Genomic DNA, 20,741 nt, shown 5'->3' with positions numbered 1-20,741 from the left:
TAAATTCCGAAACCCCAATTGCGAAAGCAGTTGGGGTTTTGTTTTGCCCGCAGGAAAGTTTTTGCTCGCGTCAGCGAACAAATTTGCACAGTTATTTTCGAATCAGAACACTAGAATAGATCCCAACTTTTTCGGAGCCAGAGCCCTTATGTCAGATTCGGTTGACGCCCCAGGGCTGTCAGATTTACCGCTGGATGACTTGGTGGCCTGCCATGAGTGCGACCTGCTGATGCGCAAGCCCAAGCTTGCTCACGGCGAAAAAGCCCTCTGCCCACGCTGCGGTTACGAACTGTACGCTCACCGCCATAACGTGGTGCAGCGCAGCCTCGCCCTGGTCATTGCCGCGCTGTTGCTCTACGTGCCGGCGAACTTTTTACCCATCATGCAGCTCAATGTTCTCGGGCAATCGTCGCAGGACACGCTCTGGAGCGGGGTGATCGGTCTGTTCAACACCGATATGCGCGGTGTTTCGATCGTCGTATTCCTTTGCAGCATGGCGATTCCACTGTTGAAACTGTTGTGTCAGTTGATCGTATTGCTGACGATCCGTTTCAACATCGGACGCAGTTATGGCCTGCTGCTCTACCGCATTTATCACCACCTCAAAGACTGGGGCATGCTCGAGGTCTACCTCATGGGCGTCCTGGTCGCGATCGTCAAACTGGCAGACATGGCGGCTATCACCGTGGGCCTCGGTCTGGCGTGTTTCATCGGCTTGTTACTGGTTCAGGTCTGGCTTGAAGTGGTGATGTCGCCGCACCAGATCTGGCAGGCGTTATCAGGAGAAGATGCCCATGCGGGCGATTGATGCAGGCATTCTGATCTGTACCGAATGCCACGAACTGAACAGGCAGGATACCGACAGCAATGTGCAGACCTGCACCCGATGCGGTGCGCTGGTTCACGCCCGACGGCCCAATAGTCTTGCGAGAACCTGGGCGCTGCTGATCACGGCCGCGATTATCTACATCCCGGCCAATGTTCTGCCGATCATGACCGTCAGCTCACTGGGCCAGGGTGATCCGAGCACGATCATGTCCGGCGTCATCCAGCTGGTGCAGCACGGCATGATTCCGATCGCTGCCGTGGTGTTCATCGCCAGTATCCTGGTACCGACCTTCAAACTGGTGGGCATCGCGCTGTTGCTGTTTTCTGTACAACGCCGCCAGCCCTTGTCCGCCCGTCAACGGATCTGGATGTACCGTTTCATCGAGTTCATCGGCCGCTGGTCGATGCTCGATATTTTCGTGATCGCCATTCTGGTGGCGGTCGTCAACTTCGGCCGGCTTGCCAGTGTCGAAGCCAATCTTGGCGCCATCGCCTTCGCCAGTGTGGTGATTCTGACGATGCTCGCCGCTGTCACTTTCGATCCCCGACTGATTTGGGATAACACGGAGTCGGACGCCGACCATGACTGATTTGCCTGTAGCGAAAACCCGACCGGCTTCGAACTGGTCTGCCATCTGGGTGCTGCCCCTGATCGCTCTGATTATCGGCGGCTGGCTCGGCTGGCGTGCCTACACCGAAACCGGCATCGAGATTCAGGTGCGGTTTGAAAGCGGTGAAGGCATTCAGGCCAACAAGACCGAAGTGGTCTACAAAGGCATGCCGGTCGGCAAGGTGAAAGCCCTCAAGCTCGATGATGAAGGTAACTCCAAAGGTGTCATCGCGACCATCGAGATGAACAAGGATGTCGATCAGTACCTGAAGACCAGCACCCGTTTCTGGCTGGTCAAGCCGAGCGTGACCCTCGCCGGGATCACCGGCCTGGAAACCCTGGTATCGGGTAACTACGTCGCCATCAGTCCAGGCGAAGGCGAACCGACCCGCAAGTTCAAGGCCCTGGCCGAAGAGCCACCGCTATCGGATTCGCAGCCCGGTCTGCACCTGACGATCAAGGCTGATCGTCTCGGCTCGTTGAATCGCGGCAGCCCGGTGTTCTACAAGCAGATCAAAGTCGGCCAGATCAAAAGTTACGTGCTGTCGGAAGACCAGAACACGGTCGAGCTCAAGGTGTTCATCGAACCGACCTACGCCAAACTGGTGCGCAAACACACCCGTTTCTGGAACGCCAGCGGCATCAGCATCGACGCCAACCTGTCCGGCGTGAAAGTGCGCAGCGAATCCCTGGCCAGCATCGTCGCCGGCGGTATCGCTTTCGCCACCCCGGAGAACCGCAAGGACAGCCCGCCCACCGATCCAAGCCTGCCGTTCCGTCTCTACGAAGACTTCGATGCGGCCGCCGCCGGCATCCGCGTGAAGGTCAAACTCAGCGATTTCGAAGGCCTGCAAGCCGGGCGCACTCCGGTGATGTACAAGGGCATTCAGGTCGGTAACCTGAAAGCGCTGAAGATCGATCCGGATCTGTCCAGCGCGACCGCCGAACTGACCCTCGATCCGCTCGCCGAAGACTATCTGGTCACCGGCACGCAATTCTGGGTGGTCAAACCATCGATTTCCCTGGCCGGCATCACCGGTCTGGAAGCGTTGGTAAAAGGTAACTACATCGCCGTGCGCCCGGGCGACAAGGGCGGCGCGCCGCAACGTGAATTCGAAGCCCGACCCAAAGCGCCGCCGCTGGATCTGCGCGCACCCGGCCTGCACCTGGTGCTGTTCACCGACACCCTCGGCTCGATCGATGTCGGCAGCCCGATCCTCTACAAGCAGGTCAAGGTCGGTTCGGTGCAGAGCTATCAGTTCTCCAAGACCCGCAAACAACTGGTGATCGGCGTCCACATCGAGAAGGAATATGAAAACCTGGTCAACGCCTCGACCCGGTTCTGGAACGTCAGCGGTGTTACGTTGACCGGCGGTTTGACTGGCGGGATTCAGGTCAAGAGTGAATCGTTGCAGACCTTGATGGCCGGCGGCATCGCCTTCGAAACGCCGCAAGCCAAGGCACCGCTGCAAAAACGCATTCCACGTTTCCGTCTGTTCGCCAACCATGATGAAGCGAATCAGAAAGGCGCCGTCGTCACCATCAAGGTCGATCGCGCGGACGGCCTGCGCAGCGGTACCCCGGTTCGCTTCAAAGGCCTGGATGTCGGCAAGATTGAAAGTGTCGACCTGACCGATGATCTGCAATCGGTAATCCTCACCGCGCGCATCACTGAAGTGCCGGAGAAGATTGCTCGAGTCGGCAGTCAGTTCTGGGTGGTCAAACCGGAGTTGGGTCTGATCAAGACCTCGAACCTGGAGACCCTGGTCACCGGCCAGTACATCGAAGTGCAACCGGCGGCCAAGAACCTCGGCCCGCAGAAGAACTTCGTGGCCCTGGCCAATCCGCCGGAAGTCACCAAGCAAGAGGCAGGCTTGAGTCTGGTATTGAGCGCTGCTCGTCGTGGCTCGCTGAAACCGGGTGTGCCGGTCACCTACCGTGAGATCACCGTAGGCAAAGTCACCGGTTACGAACTGGGCCAGACCGCGGATCGCGTACTGGTGCACATCCTGATCGAACCGAAATACGCGCCACTGGTGCGCAGCGGCAGCCGCTTCTGGAACACCAGCGGAGTTGGTTTCGATATCGGCCTGTTCAAGGGCGTGACCGTGCGCACGGAATCGCTTGAGACAGTGATTCAGGGCGGTATCGCCTTCGCCACACCGGACGGCGAGAAGATGGGCAATCCGGCCCGCGCTGAACAGACCTTCCCGCTGTTCGACAAGTTCGAAGACGAGTGGCTGAACTGGGCACCGAAAATCCCCCTCGGCAAATAATCCCGAGCCCATGAAAAAGGGCCGCGATCCAATGGATCGCGGCCCTTTTTTGTGCCCGTCAGTTACGCATCAAACCGCATCCAGCTCCGGCTCGTCCGCTTCGACATTGACGGTGGCTTTCACTACATCGTGGCGACGGATGTACTTCCAGTCCGCCTCGTCGATGTAGATGCCGGCCGGGCCGCTGCCGCCTTCCAGGTCGATGGCGACACTGGCGCAGACCTGCGGCTTCACACTTGCCAGAATCGGCACGAAGCCCAGTTGCAAGCTGGTTTCCAGCAAGGCTGCCTGGTTCTTCTCGTCGATGTCCGCCGCCTCGTCGAGGTAGTACGGCAGGCGTACGCGACCGGCCAGGTCGCGGTCCATCAAGTGCAGCAACAAGTACATGTTGGTCAGCGCCTTGATGGTCATCGTGGTGCCGTTGGACGCCGCGCCATCGATGTCGGTGTGGATCACCGGCTGGCCGTTGACCTTGGTGATCTCGAACGCCAGTTCGAACAAGTCCTTGAGGCCGAGCTGGTTATGGTTCGCCGCCACCAGCCGCGCCAGATACTCCTTGGCCTCTTCGTTCTTGTTGTCCTGCTCGGCGCTTTGGCTCAGATCGAACACCGACAGGGTTTCGCCTTCTTCGTACTGACCGGCGCTGTGGATGATCTGGTCGATGTGCTTGAGTGCTTCCTTGTTCGGCGCGAGGACGATGCGGAAGCTCTGCAGGTTGGACACCTGACGCTTGTTGATCTCGCGGTTGAACAGCGCCAGTTGGTGCTCGAGGCTGTCGTAGTCGCTGCGGATGTTGCGCAGGGTCCGCGCGATATCGGTCACGGCTGCACGACGGGCCTTGCCGAGGGTCAGGGCTTCGTCAGTGCGGTGCGCGTAAGCGTTGATCAGCAGCGACAGACGGCGCTCCATATCGTCTTCGCTGTCGAATTTGGCCACGCCCTTCAGGCGCACTTGCGCGTACAGCGCTTCGATCTGGCCATCGGCGCGCAGCAGGCCTTGCCAGCTGTCCTGATAGTCGTTGAGCAGCGGCAGCAGGTTGTCCATCGAATCGTCGACCGGATCCATGAACGGCGTACCGAACGGCAGATCCGCCGGCAGCAACTGACGGCGACGCAGGGCATCGTCGAGAGTGCGCTGCTTGGCTTCCATGTCGGCGATCTGCCGGCCGACCAGTTGCAGCTTGGCCGACAGTTGCTGGACGCGCTCGGTGAACGCATCGCTGGAACGCTTGAGTTCGTCCTGCGCAGCTTCCATCTGCGCCAGTTGCTCCAGCTTGTCACCTTCTTCGGCGCTCAGGGTCTGGGTGCGGCGGAAATCTTCCAAAGCTTTCTGCGCATCCAGCACCTGCTGGTACAGCGCTTCGGTCTGGGTCTTGCTCGCGGCGCGGTCGGCGGCAACCGCTTGCTGGGTCTTGAGTTGCTTGAGCTCTTTTTCCAGCCGCTCTTTCTGATCGCGCAGCGCGGCACGGTCGGCCAGCGCTTGCAGAGCCGGCGGCTCGATGTGCGAGATGTCGATCGACAGGCCCGGCACTTCGAAACGCTCGCCCTTGAAGCCGTCGAGGATCAGCTCGACCGATTTCACCCATTCGCCATCGTCGTCGAGGGTGATGCCGTGTTCGCCCAGCGGCAGGCTGAACAGCGCGCTGTTGAACAGACGCATCAGGCGCTCGACATCCTGTTGCGAGAACTCTTCGCGCAGGCGTGCATAGCTGTTGTTGTCGGCGTGATCGAGTTGCTGCTTCACCGACTTCAGGCGTTTTTCCAGATCGCGAAGGCGTTCTTCGAGATCCTCGGCGCTGAACTGACGGGACTGCGCCAGCGCACCGGCCAGTTCGTCGTGAGCGTCCTTGGCCGCCAGCAGTTGCTGCTCCAGGACCTTGACGTCATCGACCAGCGCGAAGCGGTTCTTCAGCACTGACAGCTCGCCGAGCCAGCGCTGGATACCGGAGATTTCCCGCTCCAGACGCATCAGTTCCTGAGTGCCGCCACGCTGATCGTTTTGCAGATCGTCCTGCTCGCGACGGTAGTGCTCGGCCTGAATCGTCAGTTCTTCCTTGCGCGCCGTGGCGTAGTCCGACCAGGTGCCGAGCAACGAGTCGAGCAGCGGCGACAGGCGATGCAGTTTGCCGCGCAGCACATCGCGTTGTTTCACGCCGTTCGCCAAGGCTTCGACCAGCGGACCGGCAGCCACCAGCGAGTTGTAATCCTGTTCCATACGACGCACATCGCGGAAGGCTTCTTCGCACGCAGCGATGTAATCGACGCTGCCGGAACGCAGGCTGTGTTCGAAGGCATCGAGGAACAATTGCTTGAGCTTGGCTGCGGTGATTTCGCGCATGTGCAGCAGGTTGATGAACAGCGCACGGAAAGTTTTCAGGCTCTGCTCACTGGTGGAGCGCAGCGGGATCAGCGTCAAGTCGAGCGGGATCGACGTGTGACCGCCCACCAGCAAACGACGCAGCTCATCCGGCTTGAGTTCGTAGGCTTTCAGGCCTTCTTTCTCAAGGTTGCTGAACAGCTCTTTCTGCCGCAGGCAGGTGTCGTTCTTCTGGTAATGCGCCAGGTCGAGCTTGCCGGCATAGGCAAAGAACTGGTGACCGAAACCGCCCCCCGGGCCGCGACCGACCACGCCGATCACGTGCGGGCCATGAGGCAGGTTCACTTCGACGAGGATGTAACTGGTGTCGGAGGCAAAGTAGAAGCGCCGGGATTGTTCCAGGCTGTACTTGCCGAAACTCATGTCCGACATGCGCGCCAGGATCGGGAACTGCAAGGCGTTGATCGAGGCGGATTTACCGAGGTTGTTCGCGCCGTAGACCGACAGTGGTTCTTCCAGCGGGAACAGGCCGAGGCTGTAACCGGCGGTGTTCAAAAGGGCAAAGCGGCGGATGCCGTAGCGTTCCTGGCTCATGCGTCGGACTCCTGTTCTTCGGCAATGGCGCGGGCCAGTGCGTCTTCTTCGCTCTCTTCATCAAATTCGGAGAGATCGAGCGGATCGTCGGTGGCGAGGAATTTGGCCTCGGCCGCTTCGTCGATCAGCACCGGTGCCGGCAGCGGCAGCACGCTGTGCACGCTGGCCGCCAGGTCGCGGTCCTGTTGAACCGACAGGCAGACGTCGAGGAAGCGATGCATCGGCGGCAGGAAGCGGTACACGCCGTTTTCTTCGCTGGCGAAACCGAGCTGGGTCATGCGGCGCATGATCTTTTCTTCGAGTTCTTCAACGGTCTGCACTTCGGCCTGGATGAACAGGTCGCGGTACTTTTCCAGCAGCGATGGCAGTTCTTCGCGGCCGAGGCTGCCGCCATCGAGCACGGCGATCGGGTCGCGGCCCTGATCGGCCAGATGCTCGACGAGGATGAAGGTGAACAGCGCCAGACGCTGAGCGGTCTTGTTCACCGCCGCTGCGGCCATGTCCGGCACGAAGTAGTAGAAACCACGGGTGTCGCAGACCAGTTCGAAGCCCAGCGCCTTGAACAGCGTGCGGTACTGATCCTGGAAGTTCGACAGTTGCGCGTACAGCTCCGGGTCGCGGCGGCTGACGTGGTAACCCTTGAACAGCTCGCGGAAGATCGGCGCGAGTTGCGACAGTTCGGAAAGATCAAGATGCATTGGGGATGCTCGCAGAATCCTCGGCGGCGGTGTCGCCGGCCGAGAGCAGGGCGAAGGAGCGCAGGCTGACCTGGTGCTCGTGAGTGTGGTATTCGCGGCGTTCCAGACGCTCGCGCTTGAAGCGTTTTTCCCGCGACAGACGCGAGAACCAGTAAAGCAATTCGTCGGTAGCGCCGTCCGGCTCCTGCTCCAGCAGCCAGGTCATCAGATCCGGCATCGGCAGGGATTCTTCGCAGCGGTCGACCATCTCGCGCACGGTGCGCGGTGCACGTGGGGCATCGCCGGTCTTTTGCGACTTGTGCGCCTTGGGGAAACGCGCCGGTTTCGGCTCGAAACGGGCCAGGGCGTAGACGTAGGCTTCAACCTGACTGGCGCTGCCGAGAAAGGTGCTTTGCGGCCGGGTGAACAGCGGCATCGCGGCTTGCGGTACGGCGTCGATGCCTTTGCGGCGGATCGCGGCCAGCGCCAGCGCAGCACCACGGGTCACGGCGTTGTGTCGGCGGGCTTCTTCACGCAGCGGCAGCAGCAGTTCACGGGCGTGACGCAGGGTCAGCTGGGCGCTGGTCTGCATTTCGAGGATGCGCGCGTGGGTGCGCAGCAGCATGTCGTCATCCACCAGATGGCCGAGGCGCTGCTGTTCGCTGAGCATCTTCAGCAGCACGGTTTCGACCTTGCGCACGCCTTGCTCGAAGGCGCCGTCGGCGTTGACCAGATCGATCATCGGCTCGACGTATTCGTCCCAGGTCGCCAGCACTTCGGCGTAACGCTGACGCAAAGGAATCTGCCGGTCGCTGGTCTTGGCCCGTTCGGCCACAGCCACCAGCGCCTGTTCGTCGTTGTCGAGTTTCTTCAGAACGTCGCGTACGCGCATGTCGAGCAGGCGCAATTGGCGGGCCAGATCATTGCCGTCACGGACGTCGAACGCATCCTGGATATAACCGGCCAGGCGCTCGAGGTGACGCAGATAGGCTTCGATCTCCAGGCACAGGCCCAGACGGTGCTCGCGGCGCAGGTAAGCGAGGAAGTCGTGAATCTGCGCATTGAGCTCGAAACGGTTCGGGCTTTTGGCCACGGGAACCAGAATGTCGAGGCGGATCCACACGTCGAGCAGGCTGGTGATGTCCTGCGGCGTGCTGTCCAGTTGCTGGGCGGCCAGTTGCGTGCGCAGTTCGTTGAGGCTCAGGGTGCCCTGGTCGAAGTGCTCGCACAGTGGCTCCAGAAGTGCCCAGTGTTCAGCGAGGGCGCGCAAGACGCGCTTGGGTTCGATCATCGGAATGGCCGGCTGGTTGGCGATTAAAAGCCGCGATTGTACTGCATCACGAAGGATGCGATTCACTCTCGGGACGGGCTGTCGCTTTTCTTTGCGTCAAGGTATCGGTCAAGACTATCGATCAACAGCGCGCGATCTTGAGCGAAGGGCGGTAGAATCAGCGCACTTCAGTTATCCACAAGTGGCCGACCCTTGCTAATCGAGTCCCGCCGCCGCGCCTATTTGAACGCCATGCAGGTGGTCAACTGGCTGCCGCGCACCGAATTGCCCTTTGCCGCGCCGTCTCGGCCCGAGTTGCTGGACATGCCCGAGCCCGAAATTGCCGTGCCGGTGATCCCGGCAACCCCGGCCGAAGCGCCGGTGCAGCCGGCCGCACGTCCGGTCGAACGGCCGAAGATCGAGGTTCCGCGACCTTCGCTGGCCAGCACCCGCACGGGTGCCAAACCGGTCGAAGAAGTCGACGAAACACCTGTGGTGGCCAAGCCGGCGCCGGTGCCGCCACCGCGCTTTGCCCTGCAATTGCTGCGCGCCGGCCGTTGCCTGCTGCTGGTGGAGTTACCCACAGGCGAAGCCTTCCAGTCCCGCGATCCTGCCTATTTGTTGCTCAAGGACATGCTGCGTGCCGCCGGTCTGCCGGACGCACCGCAGATTGTCGGTGAGCCGGTGCGCTGGCCATGGCTGAACCGCGGCACGATGGATCAGGGCCCGGAAGCGGCCCGGGATTTCGTCCAGGGTTTCCTGTCGGTGCAGATGGAGGCGGCGCCGTGCGCCTGCCTGTGGCTGATCGGCCTGCCGGCGGTGCGCTTTGCCGGTGAGGCGGATGCCGAAGCGTTCAACCGTGAATTGCAAATCGAGGGTCTTGGCCTGGCGTGGGCCGTGCCGGGGCTGGAATTGTTGATGGAAGAGCCACAGCGCAAGGCCGCCGTGTGGCAAGCCATGCGTCGGCTGATGGCGCGTTGGAAAGAATCGAATGAGTGATGCTGTATCGTTTCGCCCGATGACCGAGGCGGATCTGGACGCTGTGCTGAAGATTGAGTTCGCCGCGTACAGCCATCCGTGGACCCGCGGGATTTTTCTCGATGGCCTGGGCAAGTACCAGATCTGGCTGATGTTCGAAGGTGAGCAGCAGGTGGGCCACGGGGTGGTGCAGATCATTCTCGATGAAGCGCACTTGCTCAACATCACAGTCAAGCCGGAAAACCAGGGGCGCGGGCTGGGGCTGACCCTGCTCGAATACCTGATGTCCCGCGCCTACGCCGCCGATGCCCGGGAATGTTTCCTGGAAGTGCGCGACAGCAACACGTCGGCTTTTCGCCTGTACGAGCGCTATGGCTTCAACGAGATCGGCCGGCGCCGGGATTACTACCCGGCGGTCGGCGGGCGTGAAGATGCCGTGGTCATGGCCTGCACGCTCGTCGACTGATCCTTTTTAATAGCTTCGCGAGCAAGCCCGCTCCCACAAGTTTTAGTGTCGTATACATAATTTGAGTACGACCCGGATCCCTGTGGGAGCGGGCTTGCCCGCGATGGCGTCCTGTCAGGCAATACAAATCAGCGCTTGCGATCCAGCGGATCGCGGCGCGCCAGTTCCGCTTCATCCAGCCCGTTGCCGCCGCCGATGTCGTCTTCGTCGACCACGCTCAAATCCCAATCGGCCTGATTGCCTTCTCCGAGTTCGTGGGCATCCCGGGCACCGTCCTCGCGGATCAGGGTCTCCGGGCTCAGGTCATCGTCGGTGGGCTCGTGATCGTCGGTCGATGCCCCGGTAAAACCGGCTTCACGCACGCGGTCGCGGGGCATCAACTGTTCGCGCTCGCGCTCGGGTAGTTCGTCGCCGATCTTCGCACTGGGCTGTTCGTCGTCGAAATCCAGCTCATGCACCGAACCCATGCGGTCTTCGTTATCATCGATGGGCTCCGGTTGCACCGCATCGTATGGACGTCGTGAATCAGTCATGGCAATTCCTCATACTGTGGGCCTTATTGGGTGGACTCACCGGGCGCCCGAGAAATTCAAAGCAAATCACCGGCGAGCCCAGCGTGACCCCGACGGGCGGTCGACAGTCATACCAGCGCATCTTTCTTGAGGCCTTACAGCATGCACGACTTACAAGACCTGATTGATAACAACGAGCGTTGGGCTGACGCGATCACCAAGGAAGACCCGGATTTCTTCGCCAAGCTGGCCCGCCAGCAGACGCCTGAATATCTGTGGATCGGCTGCTCCGACGCACGGGTGCCGGCCAACGAAATCGTCGGCATGCTGCCGGGCGATCTGTTTGTTCACCGCAACGTCGCCAACGTGGTGCTGCACACCGACCTCAACTGCCTGTCGGTGATCCAGTACGCGGTGGACGTGCTCAAGGTCAAACATATCCTGGTAACCGGGCACTACGGATGCGGCGGTGTGCGGGCGTCGATGCAGGATCGTCAGTTTGGCCTGATCGACGGCTGGCTGCGTTCGATCCGCGACCTCTACTACGAAAAGCGCGAAGAACTGGCCAAGCTGCCGACCGAAGAAGAACAGGTCGATCGTCTGTGCGAGCTCAACGTGATCCAGCAGGTGGCCAACGTCGCCCACACCAGCATCATCCAGAACGCCTGGCATCGCGGGCAGAGCCTGTCGATCCACGGCTGCATCTACGGCATCAAGGATGGTCGCTGGAAGAGCCTGAACACCACGATCAGCGGTTTCGAGCAATTGCCGCCGCAATACCGTTTGCGTCCGGTCGGCGCGCCTTGACCGGTCGTTCAGCGTAAACCTTGCCGACGCCGCCAGCTCAGCAAATAGCGCTGGCCTTCGAGATTGGGTGATTCATCGTAACCGGTGATCCACCCTCGGCAGCGCGAGGACCCGCAACCGCAGGCGAACTGCCGCAGCAGTTTGTCTTCGGTGGCGGTGTAATCGATAGTCAGCCTTTCACCCTCCACAATATCGCGCAGGGCCCACACCCATAACTCGCTCATGTCGAGGAAGGTGTTCGGGTCGCAACTATGCTCGAACGCACCGCAAAAGCGTGGATCGTAAAGATGGATGCCGGCCAGCAGTTGCCGGGTCTGCCGGCAGCGATAGGGCAGCAACTGGCCCGAAACCCGGCACATTCGGGTGATACGCAGGAATGCCCGGCACGCTATGACAGCGGTGGCCACACCTTCGGGATCGTGAACAATTTCGAAATCCTGCTTTGACGGAAATCCCAGGCGGACGGGGAGTCCGGCAAAAGGATAAATGCCCTCGGTATCGCGTGCCGGTTTACCCGGTAGTGCGTAAGTGTTCATAACGGTCCCTGTTGGCTCGGTGTCGTGATCCCTCGACTGACGTCCTGTCAGTCCTGCAACACGATCATTGGATCCAAGATCCCGCAAATCATACTAACGGTCTACTGTCAGATCTGACAGGCGAAATAGACGCTTTCCCGCGTCAGCCAAGGCTGACGCGGGAAGAACGTCCGATTGCTCAGAGGTGGGCGGCAGGCGCGGCCATGTCCGGCAATGGGCTTTTCAGCTGTTGCAACTGGGATTTGACCGGTGTGGTCGAGCAGGTCTTGTCCGCCTGCGCCACGGTCTCGTTGCGGATCGTGGTGTAGAACAGCTCGCAGGTCTTGGCTTTCTGCGTCACTTGCCAGGTCTGGGTGCAGTTGTTGAGCAGGGCCTTCGGATCGGTGCCCGGTTTGCTGCCCATTCCGGCCTGCCAGCAGGCAGCGCTCAAGTCTTGCCCCATTACCTTCAGACCCGCCGCATCGGCCTTGGCCTGGGCATCGTCGCCGGTGTAGTTGCTCGGGTCGGCGGCGTACCAGATGTAGCTCGGGTGGTTGGAACCCAGCACCGGCACGTTCACGCCCGCGCTCGGGCTGATGGTCGCCAGGCCCAGTACATTCACGGTCGCACCGTATTGCTGCTTGATCCAGTTACGCACCGGCGCACCAAAGGCAACCATTGGCAGCACGGCGCCGCTGGCGTTCTGGCTGACCTGCCTGACCATGGTGGTCTGGTAATCCTTGAAGTAGTCATACACGCCTTCCAGATCCTTGCCGGCGCTGGCGGGCGCGGCGATCGGGGCGATGTCGATGATGGTCTGGTAGGCCGGCGTCTGGTCGGCGGGGATGCCATTGTCGGTCAGCAGCGCGGCCCAGCGGTCGGTGGTGTTCGAGCGCAGGTAATCCTGGGCCTGGGTCAGCGAGTAATCCGGCGGGAAGTGCAGCAGCTCGACACTCTTGCGGTTCTCCAGGGCCATGCCCAGTGGCAGGAACAGGTACCAGCTGTACGCCCATTTGCCGTCGGCGTTGAGTTTGCTGGCGCCCTTGTAGGCCAGGTCACCGGCGTCCAGCAGCGCGGTCAGCGGCTTGTCGTAGCCCTTCGGTACGCCGCTGATTTCGGCGTAGAGCTGATCGTTGTCGTTTTTCACCAGCACTTTGGCGTTGGTGTAGCCGTCGCGCTGCACGCTCTGGCTCAGGTAATGGGCGACGGTCTGCTCCAGCGTCCAGTTGCGAAAGCAGATCACGCTGCAATTGTTGGGGTAGGCGAAGAGGCGGGTGACGCGTTCGGTGCTGCCCAGTTTCAGGTCGGCATCGGCGTGGGCCGCGGCGCTCAACGTGAGCGCCGCGAGGGTGAGGCCTGCGAGTTTCAACATGCTCAGATCCTTTTCAGCGAGGGTAAAACCTTGGTGGAGGGCAATCCGGCCCGCGTCTAGCCTAGCCGGGGAACAGGTGTTTCAGCGAATAACCAAGCTGACTGGCGAGAATCACCCCGGTCATGACCACCAGAAACAGCAGTTGCAACGGGCTGAAGTGCGCCCAGTGCAGCGCGGTCAGCCACGGGTGCTTGTCGCTGAACTCCGGGTCCAGCGTACCGATGCGCCGCTTGTGCCAGAGCCCGATCAGGATCACCCCGATATAGGTGAAGGCTCCCAGACCACCGAGCATGACCGAGAACAGCAGGATCATGACGGCTTGCGGTACGCCATGGCGCAGCACGAGCCATCGCGTATCAGGGTTCCATCGGCGTGGAATGATCCTTTCGGTCAACCACAGATCCTGAACGATCAAATGGGCGCTGATCAGAAACCAATAACTCAAGCCGATCCGGAAAAACCAGACAGGAACGCAGGCGAAGGCCAGGGGAATGACGATGCTCATCGCCGTGGTTTTGTGCCCGGCAGGCAGATAGAACAGCCACAGCGCCAGCGCAATCGCGGCCCATGAGCGCAACCAGGTTTCGGCGGCGATGTAGCGCGGCAGAAACCGTCGCCAGTAGAAAACATCGGCGTACGGCAAGCGGGCGAGCAAGTCGGGGAAGCGCCACTTGAGGGTTTCCGACAACTGCTGGCAGGCCTGCCAGTCAGCCGGGATGAACCGGTCGGTCATGTCTTTCTGTTGCCGCGGCTTCATCGGGCTGATCAGCATCCGCGCGGCCAGAGCGTCGGGCGACCCGTTACGCTGATCTTCGGCCCGGGCGCACAGGTTGTCGTAGAGGCTTTCCTGGTTGCAGCGCTCGATCAGTGCCTGCCAGAGCCAGTCCGGTTGCGGATGAATGCCCTTGGTGTCGTCCCAGCCAAACAATTGGGAGATACGGTCGAACAGCGGAACGCTCCACTCTGTGTCCTGCAGCAATTGCAGGATGATCTGCTGCCAGTGTTCCCGACGGTCGAACACCTGGAGCCAGGGTTGGGCCGTGTAAGTCTTGAGCAGCGCGAGAAATTCGCGCTCGTTTTGCGATGCGAGTAGCGTTTCCAGCGATTGCCGGTAATCCGTCAGCAACTCGTTGGCGAGAATGCTGCGCTGCCCGTCGCCGATGACGATTTCCTGCCACGGGCCCAGCCAACCCAGGTGCTGCACCGCCCAGCGGGCAATCGAAAGGCGCAGGGCGGGCTGATCGAAGCACAACGTCAGCAACAGTGTCTGGAACGCTTGCGCACAATTCTGTTGGCGCGCTTGCTCCCAGCGCTCGTCCAGATTGGTGTCCGAGAGGCCGTTCAGCAATTGCGATGCGGCTTCAACGGCCGGGTCGGCAGTCGGCTGCTCGGGCTCCAGGTTAAGAGGCTCCGGATTCAGGGGCTGTACCCGCAAAGTCTGCGACTCGAGCGGTGCTTCGGGCGCGGCCGGGGTCACCGGTTCGAATAGCGCCGCAGGGTAATCCCACGCATCGGTGCCGGTCTTCTGCAGCGGCTGAGCCATGGATTGCTCCTGTACCGCCAGCGCGGCGATCCCCGGAGCCAGCATGACGTCGCCGTGCTCCTCGGTCTCTTCGTTTTCAAGGCGCCATTGGGCAATCGACAATGCGCGCTCATAAGCCTCGCGCAGGCGCTGAAAACCTGCGGCATCTTCATCGGGCCGGAAAACTTTCAGCAGACGCGCATAGCTGCGCTTGATATCACGCAGCCCGGCGTCTTCGGGCAGTTGCAGGACAGACCAGCATTCCATGTCGTGCTTCCTTACTGCCAGGGGTTACGGTCGAGTGCGCTCAACTGCTTGCTCAGTTCGGTACGGGTTTCACGGATCTGCCGCTCGTCCTGGGAATCCAGCGCCTGCTGGAATTGCTTGGCCCAGTAGCCGATCTGATCGCGCAGGTCGCCCAGGCTTTCCTGATACAGACGTTCCAGCCGTGCACTGAGCAGGGTGTTCACCTGTTGCTCGCGCGGATGGATCTTCAATTGCGCCAGGGCTTGCAGACGCTGCTGGATTTCCTCGGGTGTCAGCACGCCGGGGTTGTTTTCGATGACCAGCGAGTGTTGCTGACCGGTCAGGGGAATGCTGACCTGGGCTTCGAGCAAGCCGTTGTTGTCATAGGTGAAGCGCACATCCAGTTCGACTTCGCCGGCCTTGCGCTTGGGCACCTTGATGTCCAGTTGGCCGAGCGCCACGTTGTCTTTGACCAGGCGGCTTTCGCCCTGAAAGATTTTTACGACCACCTGTTCCTGATTGTCGTGAAGGGTCTGCACGGTTTTCACCCGGCTGACCGGGACGATGCTGTTGCGCTCGATGATCGGAAGGTAGTGACCGCTTTCATACTGACGACCGACTTGGGTGGAGGTCTCGATCCCCAGGGTGTAGGAGCAGACATCGGTGAGCACCACTTCTTCCAGGGCTGCCGAACGGGCCTTGAGCGCTGCCTGAATCGCAGCGCCTTGGGCTACCACCTGATCCGGATCGAGGCTGATCGACGGGAAGCGGCCGAACAGCCCGGCAGCCAGTTTGCGCACCAGCGGCATGCGGGTGGTGCCGCCGACCAGCAGGATTTCATCAAGGTCGCTGACGCGGATACGTGCATCGCGCAGGGCCCGTTCGATTGGCGCACGCAGGCGTTCGAGCAGCGGCATGTACAGCGTCGCCATTTGCGCCTGAGTGATGGTATGGGTCCATTGCTTTTCGCCAACCTGCAATCTGAATTCGGCGCTGGCGTCCTGGCCCAATGCGCGGCGTACACGTTCTGCCTCGCGGCGCAGCGGCTGGAGGATGGTGGAGCGCTCGGGGAAGTCCGACACGTTGCGATGCTGATCGATAAAGTGCTCAAGCAGCACGTTGTCGAAATCCTCGCCGCCGAGGAAGTTGTCACCGGCGCTGGCGCGCACTTCCATGACGCCTTCGAAGAGTTCGAGAATCGACACGTCGAACGTACCGCCGCCCAGGTCGAACACCAGGAACGAAGTTTCCTTGTCCCGTTGGTGCAGACCGTAGGCGAGTGCGGCGGCGGTGGGTTCGTTGATCAGCTTTTCGACTTTCAGGCCCGCCAGTTCACCGGCGATGCGAGTGGCCTTGCGCTGGGCATCGCTGAAATAGGCCGGAACACTGATCACGGCTTCCGTGACGGTTTGGCCGTAGGTGCGCTCGACGTCTTCTTTCAGGCTTTTGAGCACCAGCGCCGACAGCTCTTCCGGACGGAATTTTTTATCCCCGAGGTAGACCTCCGTCGCGCTGCCCATATGGCGCTTGAACAGCGACGCGGTCAGACGCGGATGAGTGTGCAGGCGTTCGCGGGCAGCTTGCCCGACCAGAATCCGGCCCTGATCGTCCAGACCCACCACGCTGGGTGTCAGGAACTGCCCCAGGGCGTTAGGCACCAACTCAGTGGCATCGCCGCGCCATACGGCAACAAGGCTGTTGGTGGTTCCCAGGTCAATCCCGACGATCATTGCAACGAACTCCCTTTACGCTCAGACAAAAAATGAAACAGATATTGGGCGCGCAAGAATATTACCGAGGCAGTGGCGCGGTAAAGAAAGATGATGGCTCTGAGCCATTATTTAAGACAGGCAACCGCAGGAAGGATCGTTCGGGCCGCTGTTTGTCGGAGGGGTCGAAGGGAAAGACAGGGCGCCGGAGCCGACACCCTGTCGTCATCGTTTAAGGCATGACGGGCGGCAGGTACGAAAGCGTCGTACCCAGCGCCCACAGCAGCACCAGCACCAACGGCGTATGCACCAGCAATTGCACGAACGAGAAACCGATCAGATCCCGCGCCTTCAGCCCCAGCACGCCCAGCAGCGGCAGCATGTAGAACGGGTTGATCAGGTTCGGCAGGGCTTCGGCGGCGTTGTAGATCTGCACCGCCCAGCCGAGGTGATAGTTGAGATCGTTGGCCACTTGCATCACGTACGGCGCCTCGATGATCCACTTGCCGCCGCCGGACGGAATGAAGAAACCGAGAATCGCCGAGTACACACCCATCAGCAGCGCATAGGTGTCGTGGGAAGCGATGCTGACGAAGAACGTCGAGATGTGATGAGCCAGGGTCTGAGCATCAGTGCCTTTGACCGTGGTCATCAGCGCGGCGATCGAACCGTACAGCGGGAACTGGATCAGCACCCCGGTGGTGGTCGGCACGGCGCGGGACACCGCATCGAGGAAACTGCGCGGGCGCCAGTGCAACAACGCGCCGAGCATGATGAACAGGAAGTTGTAGGTGTTGAGCCCGGAAATCGCGGTGATTGCCGGTTTGGTCGAGAACTCGTGGAACAGCCATCCGGCCGCCAGCAGCACCAGCAGGATGATCAGCAGCGGGCTGTGTTCCAGCCATTCGCCAGGGCGGGTGCGCGGTTGCAGCGGCGGCAGGTTGAAGGCCGGGTCGATGCCGCAGGCCTTGGCGTCACGCGCCGAGTTCGGGCCGGGCGCGGTGGCGTAGGCGATGATGATCGAAATCACGATCAGCGCCAGCAGCATGACTCCCGACTGCCAGAGGAAAATCGTCTGGGTGAACGGAATCACCCCGGTGATCGACAGGATCGACGGCGGCAGGCTGGCCGGGTTGGCCTGCAACTGCGCGGCGGACGACGACAGGCCCAACGCCCACACGGCGCCGAGGCCAAGGTAGGCGGCGGCACCGGCGGCGCGATAGTCCATTTTCAGATCGGTGCGGCGAGCGAGGGCGCGCACCAGCAGACCGCCGAACACCAGCGACAGGCCCCAGTTGAGCAAGGACGCGACCATCGAGATCAGCGCGACCCAGGCCACGGCCGAGCGGCCGTTCTTCGGGATCCGCGCCAGGCGATCGATCAACTTTACGGCGGGCGGTGAACTGGCCACGACATAACCGCCGATCACCACGAAGGCCATCTGCATGGTGAACGGGATCAGGCTCCAGAATCCGTCCCCGAACGCCATGGCGGCGTCTGTGGGTTTGGCGCCCATGGCCAGGGTCGCCAGCGCGACGATGATCACCGCCAGCGCGGCGAATACCCAGGAGTCGGGAAACCAGCGTTCGGCGAAACTTGAACAGCGCAAGGCAAAGCGCGCAGAGCGGCTATCTTCGATATCAACGGCCACGGGAGTACCTCGGATTTTTATGTTTATTGTGGTCTTCGGGGCTTGGCCGGCCCGTCTGGACAGGTGCCAACAGTAAATCAACCGGCGGATTTTTGTGACCGTGTTTTACCGAATCAGACTATGGTCTAACGGGTTGTCCGGCGGCCCGTTTGCGTAGACCATGGGCGCCTTGGTTTTTTGCCTGCCAGAGTTCTTTGCCATGACTGCCCATTCCACTGCCCGACCGGCGCCGTTCAGCCGTTCCGACTACAAAACCCTCGGCCTCGCGGCCCTGGGCGGGGCGCTGGAGATCTACGATTTCATCATTTTCGTGTTCTTCGCCCTGACCCTCAGCCAGCTGTTCTTCCCGCCGGAAATGCCCGAGTGGCTGCGCCTGCTGCAAAGCTTCGGGATCTTCGTTACCGGCTATCTGGCGCGCCCGCTGGGCGGGATCCTGATGGCGCATTTCGCCGACCGGCTGGGACGCAAGAAGGTCTTCAGCCTGAGCATCCTGATGATGGCGCTGCCGTGCCTGCTGATCGGGATCATGCCGACCTACGCGCAGATCGGTTATTTCGCACCGCTGTTGCTGCTGGCGCTGCGTATCCTGCAAGGCGCGGCGGTGGGCGGCGAAGTGCCGAGCGCCTGGGTGTTCGTGGCCGAGCACGCGCCGGCCGGGCATCGCGGTTATGCCCTGGGCTTCCTGCAGGCCGGGCTGACCTTTGGTTATCTGATCGGCGCGTTGACCGCGACCTTCCTGGCACAAGTGTTCACCCCGGCCGAAGTGCTCGATTACGCGTGGCGTTATCCGTTCCTGCTCGGCGGTGTGTTTGGCGTGATCGGTGTCTGGTTGCGCCGCTGGCTGAGCGAAACCCCGGTGTTCATGGCCATGGAAGCGCAGCGCGAGGCGCGGGTCGAACTGCCGCTGCGCACCGTGCTGCGCGATCATCGGCTGGCCATGTTGCCGGCGATGCTTCTGACCTGCGTGCTGACTTCGGCGGTGGTGGTGTTCGTGGTCATCACCCCGACCATGATGCAAAAAACCTTCGGCATGACTGCCGGCCACACCTTCGCGCTCAGTGCGCTGGGCATTGTTTTCCTGAACATCGGCTGCGTGATCGCCGGCCGGCTGGTCGATCGCATCGGCGCCTGGCGTACGGTCATGCTCTACAGCCTGCTGCTGCCGCTGGGCATCGGCCTGCTTTACACCTGCCTGATCAGCGGCGGGGATTGGGTCGGTGTGGCCTACGCCATCGCCGGGTTGTGCTGTGGCGTGGTCGGTGCGGTGCCGTCGGTGATGGTCAGCCTGTTCCCGGCGCGGATCTGCGTTTCCGGGATCTCCTTCACCTACAACATTGCCTACGCCGCCTGGGCCAGTGTCACACCGTTGCTGCTGATCGGTCTGATGCCGTGGAGTCCGTGGATCTGCGTGATGTTCTGCGCGGTGATGGGCGCGGTAGGCGTCGCCAGCGCGGCGTATTTCGGCTCGCGGATGCCGCGCGCAGAACAGTGTCCGGTGGCCGGCACCGCCTGAATTGTCGAGGCGTAACTATTTTTGTAGGGCACGCCTCAAGCGCTCTTCAGAAAAGATTTCCAAGGCCGATGGTTAGGCTGCATACCCGCTATCCATCCAGTCCATCGGTGCTTTCCCATGTTCAACAAACGCCTGAAGCAAGAGCTGGCGGCTCTTCGTGAAGAACTCTCCAGCCTTCTGCAAGTGAAGGAGAGCCTGGAAAGCGAGATGCTGGTGCTCACCCTTGAGCCCGACGGACGGATTCAGTCGGTCAACCAGAACTTCCTCAATGAAATGCTCTACAAGAGCCACGACCTGATCGGTCGCGCCATCGAAGACATCGTGCCGGCCCATGTGAAGTCCGACGAGTTTCATCACCGCTTCAAGGCCGCTCTGACCCGTGGCGAGCATTTCGCCGGCGCCGTGCGCCTTTCACGCGGTAATGGCGAAGAGGCGTGGTTGCGCTCTATCGTTCAGCCGATTCGCTCTTCGGATGGCCGGATAAAGCATTTCTCGATTTTCTCCAGCGACCTGACCCGCACCATCGAGGCCTCCCGCGAACACGAAAACCTGATCGGCGCGCTGGTGCGTTCGACTGCCGTGATCGAGTTCGACCTCAGCGGTAACGTGCTGAGCGCCAACGAACGGTTCCTCCAAGGCATGGGTTACAGCCTGGCGCAGATCAAGGGCAAACATCACCGGATGTTCTGCGAATCGGGTGAAGCCAACAGCGCCGAGTACCAGAACTTCTGGCGTCGCCTGAACAACGGCGAATTTGTCGCCGGCCGTTTCAAGCGGATCGACAGCCATGGCCGGACCGTCTGGCTGGAGGCGTCCTACAACCCGGTGCTCGACGCCAACGAAAAGCTCTACAAAGTGGTGAAGTTCGCCACGGTGATC

General features: G+C 61.2%; 16 protein-coding genes and 1 pseudogene. 8 read left to right on the top strand and 9 right to left on the bottom strand.

Annotated elements, in window-relative coordinates; genetic code table 11:
• Window positions 1-148 precede the first annotated feature (148 nt).
• From AC1RT4_RS28415 to AC1RT4_RS28405, 3 genes are read left to right on the top strand one after another with little or no spacing between them, the layout of a single operon-like run.
• On the top strand, window positions 149-808 hold the full coding sequence (locus tag AC1RT4_RS28415; RefSeq protein ID WP_493089435.1) for a paraquat-inducible protein A: 660 nt from the start codon (window positions 149-151) through the stop codon (window positions 806-808).
• Window positions 795-1,418, top strand: coding sequence for a paraquat-inducible protein A (locus AC1RT4_RS28410; RefSeq protein WP_493089426.1), 624 nt, complete (start codon window positions 795-797; stop codon window positions 1,416-1,418). The genes AC1RT4_RS28415 and AC1RT4_RS28410 overlap by 14 nt, the downstream gene beginning before the upstream one ends.
• Window positions 1,411-3,714 (top strand): PqiB family protein, encoded by a 2,304-nt coding sequence (locus tag AC1RT4_RS28405; RefSeq protein ID WP_493089424.1) that lies wholly within the window; start codon window positions 1,411-1,413, stop codon window positions 3,712-3,714. The genes AC1RT4_RS28410 and AC1RT4_RS28405 overlap by 8 nt, the downstream gene beginning before the upstream one ends.
• A gap of 69 nt (window positions 3,715-3,783) precedes the next feature.
• Here AC1RT4_RS28405 and mksF read toward each other — a convergent pair whose 3' ends face one another.
• The 3 genes from mksF to mksB are packed head-to-tail and all read right to left on the bottom strand — an operon-like array spanning window position 3,784 to window position 8,592.
• Window positions 3,784-6,624 (bottom strand): Mks condensin complex protein MksF, encoded by a 2,841-nt coding sequence (gene mksF, locus AC1RT4_RS28400; protein WP_085609275.1) that lies wholly within the window; start codon window positions 6,622-6,624, stop codon window positions 3,784-3,786.
• The gene (gene mksE / locus AC1RT4_RS28395) at window positions 6,621-7,322 is read right to left on the bottom strand and encodes an Mks condensin complex protein MksE (protein ID WP_102687511.1); all 702 of its coding nucleotides are present in this window, start codon (window positions 7,320-7,322) and stop codon (window positions 6,621-6,623) included. The genes mksF and mksE overlap by 4 nt, the downstream gene beginning before the upstream one ends.
• Complete coding sequence (gene mksB / locus AC1RT4_RS28390) at window positions 7,312-8,592, bottom strand: Mks condensin complex protein MksB (RefSeq protein WP_162803847.1); 1,281 nt, start codon at window positions 8,590-8,592, stop codon at window positions 7,312-7,314. The genes mksE and mksB overlap by 11 nt, the downstream gene beginning before the upstream one ends.
• 231 nt (window positions 8,593-8,823) lie before the next feature.
• On the opposite strand from mksB, the gene AC1RT4_RS28385 reads away from it, so the two are divergent.
• Window positions 8,824-9,570, top strand: a complete 747-nt coding sequence (locus AC1RT4_RS28385; RefSeq protein ID WP_493089434.1) for an energy transducer TonB — start codon at window positions 8,824-8,826, stop codon at window positions 9,568-9,570.
• On the top strand, window positions 9,563-10,015 hold the full coding sequence (gene rimI / locus AC1RT4_RS28380) for a ribosomal protein S18-alanine N-acetyltransferase (protein ID WP_007951758.1): 453 nt from the start codon (window positions 9,563-9,565) through the stop codon (window positions 10,013-10,015). Before AC1RT4_RS28385 ends, rimI begins: the two co-directional genes overlap by 8 nt.
• Before the next feature lie 128 nt (window positions 10,016-10,143).
• Here the strand turns inward: rimI and AC1RT4_RS28375 are convergent, their stop codons facing one another.
• Window positions 10,144-10,548: a serine kinase/phosphatase gene (locus AC1RT4_RS28375; protein ID WP_493089421.1), complete on the bottom strand. Its 405-nt coding sequence runs from the start codon at window positions 10,546-10,548 to the stop codon at window positions 10,144-10,146.
• Between the two features lie 141 nt (window positions 10,549-10,689).
• On the opposite strand from AC1RT4_RS28375, the gene can reads away from it, so the two are divergent.
• The gene (gene can, locus AC1RT4_RS28370) at window positions 10,690-11,334 is read left to right on the top strand and encodes a carbonate dehydratase (RefSeq protein WP_007951756.1); all 645 of its coding nucleotides are present in this window, start codon (window positions 10,690-10,692) and stop codon (window positions 11,332-11,334) included.
• A gap of 8 nt (window positions 11,335-11,342) precedes the next feature.
• Here the strand turns inward: can and AC1RT4_RS28365 are convergent, their stop codons facing one another.
• The 5 genes from AC1RT4_RS28365 to AC1RT4_RS28345 all read right to left on the bottom strand — a co-directional run bounded on the left by AC1RT4_RS28365 (window position 11,343) and on the right by AC1RT4_RS28345 (window position 18,349).
• The gene (locus tag AC1RT4_RS28365; RefSeq protein ID WP_493089418.1) at window positions 11,343-11,870 is read right to left on the bottom strand and encodes an SET domain-containing protein-lysine N-methyltransferase; all 528 of its coding nucleotides are present in this window, start codon (window positions 11,868-11,870) and stop codon (window positions 11,343-11,345) included.
• A 178-nt stretch (window positions 11,871-12,048) separates the two neighbouring features.
• Entirely contained in the window at window positions 12,049-13,221 is a 1,173-nt protein-coding gene (locus tag AC1RT4_RS28360) for a hypothetical protein (protein WP_493089417.1), read from the bottom strand.
• Between the two features lie 61 nt (window positions 13,222-13,282).
• Window positions 13,283-15,010 carry a J domain-containing protein gene (locus AC1RT4_RS28355; protein ID WP_493089415.1) on the bottom strand — a complete coding sequence of 576 codons (1,728 nt, stop codon included), beginning with the start codon at window positions 15,008-15,010 and terminating at the stop codon, window positions 13,283-13,285.
• Between the two features lie 11 nt (window positions 15,011-15,021).
• Window positions 15,022-16,719 carry a molecular chaperone HscC gene (locus AC1RT4_RS28350; protein ID WP_493089413.1) on the bottom strand — a complete coding sequence of 566 codons (1,698 nt, stop codon included), beginning with the start codon at window positions 16,717-16,719 and terminating at the stop codon, window positions 15,022-15,024.
• 211 nt (window positions 16,720-16,930) lie between these two features.
• Window positions 16,931-18,349, bottom strand: a complete 1,419-nt coding sequence (locus AC1RT4_RS28345; RefSeq protein ID WP_007951749.1) for a short-chain fatty acid transporter — start codon at window positions 18,347-18,349, stop codon at window positions 16,931-16,933.
• A 199-nt stretch (window positions 18,350-18,548) separates the two neighbouring features.
• Between AC1RT4_RS28345 and AC1RT4_RS28340 the strand changes: the two genes are divergently transcribed.
• Window positions 18,549-19,862 carry an MFS transporter gene (locus AC1RT4_RS28340; RefSeq protein ID WP_493089410.1) on the top strand — a complete coding sequence of 438 codons (1,314 nt, stop codon included), beginning with the start codon at window positions 18,549-18,551 and terminating at the stop codon, window positions 19,860-19,862.
• A gap of 117 nt (window positions 19,863-19,979) precedes the next feature.
• Window positions 19,980-20,708, top strand: a pseudogene (locus AC1RT4_RS28335) (PAS domain-containing protein); the annotation flags it as partial.
• Window positions 20,709-20,741 lie beyond the last annotated feature (33 nt).

The sequence above is a fragment of the Pseudomonas sp. GW821-FHT11D10 genome, assembly GCF_058808435.1.
Note: the sequence above shows the minus strand (reverse complement) of the source record. Positions and strands in the feature narration are given on the sequence as shown.

Excerpts from the sequence above, each read along its gene's own strand:
- AC1RT4_RS28415 (WP_493089435.1), top strand. The coding sequence starts at position 149 with ATGTCAGATTCGGTTGACGCCCCAGGGCTGTCAGATTTACCGCTGGAT.
- AC1RT4_RS28410 (WP_493089426.1), top strand. The coding sequence starts at position 795 with ATGCGGGCGATTGATGCAGGCATTCTGATCTGTACCGAATGCCACGAA.
- AC1RT4_RS28405 (WP_493089424.1), top strand. The coding sequence starts at position 1,411 with ATGACTGATTTGCCTGTAGCGAAAACCCGACCGGCTTCGAACTGGTCT.
- mksF (WP_085609275.1), bottom strand. The coding sequence starts at position 6,624 with ATGAGCCAGGAACGCTACGGCATCCGCCGCTTTGCCCTTTTGAACACC.
- mksE (WP_102687511.1), bottom strand. The coding sequence starts at position 7,322 with ATGCATCTTGATCTTTCCGAACTGTCGCAACTCGCGCCGATCTTCCGC.
- mksB (WP_162803847.1), bottom strand. The coding sequence starts at position 8,592 with ATGATCGAACCCAAGCGCGTCTTGCGCGCCCTCGCTGAACACTGGGCA.
- AC1RT4_RS28385 (WP_493089434.1), top strand. The coding sequence starts at position 8,824 with ATGCAGGTGGTCAACTGGCTGCCGCGCACCGAATTGCCCTTTGCCGCG.
- rimI (WP_007951758.1), top strand. The coding sequence starts at position 9,563 with ATGAGTGATGCTGTATCGTTTCGCCCGATGACCGAGGCGGATCTGGAC.
- AC1RT4_RS28375 (WP_493089421.1), bottom strand. The coding sequence starts at position 10,548 with ATGACTGATTCACGACGTCCATACGATGCGGTGCAACCGGAGCCCATC.
- can (WP_007951756.1), top strand. The coding sequence starts at position 10,690 with ATGCACGACTTACAAGACCTGATTGATAACAACGAGCGTTGGGCTGAC.
- AC1RT4_RS28365 (WP_493089418.1), bottom strand. The coding sequence starts at position 11,870 with ATGAACACTTACGCACTACCGGGTAAACCGGCACGCGATACCGAGGGC.
- AC1RT4_RS28360 (WP_493089417.1), bottom strand. The coding sequence starts at position 13,221 with ATGTTGAAACTCGCAGGCCTCACCCTCGCGGCGCTCACGTTGAGCGCC.
- AC1RT4_RS28355 (WP_493089415.1), bottom strand. The coding sequence starts at position 15,010 with ATGGAATGCTGGTCTGTCCTGCAACTGCCCGAAGACGCCGGGCTGCGT.
- AC1RT4_RS28350 (WP_493089413.1), bottom strand. The coding sequence starts at position 16,719 with ATGATCGTCGGGATTGACCTGGGAACCACCAACAGCCTTGTTGCCGTA.
- AC1RT4_RS28340 (WP_493089410.1), top strand. The coding sequence starts at position 18,549 with ATGACTGCCCATTCCACTGCCCGACCGGCGCCGTTCAGCCGTTCCGAC.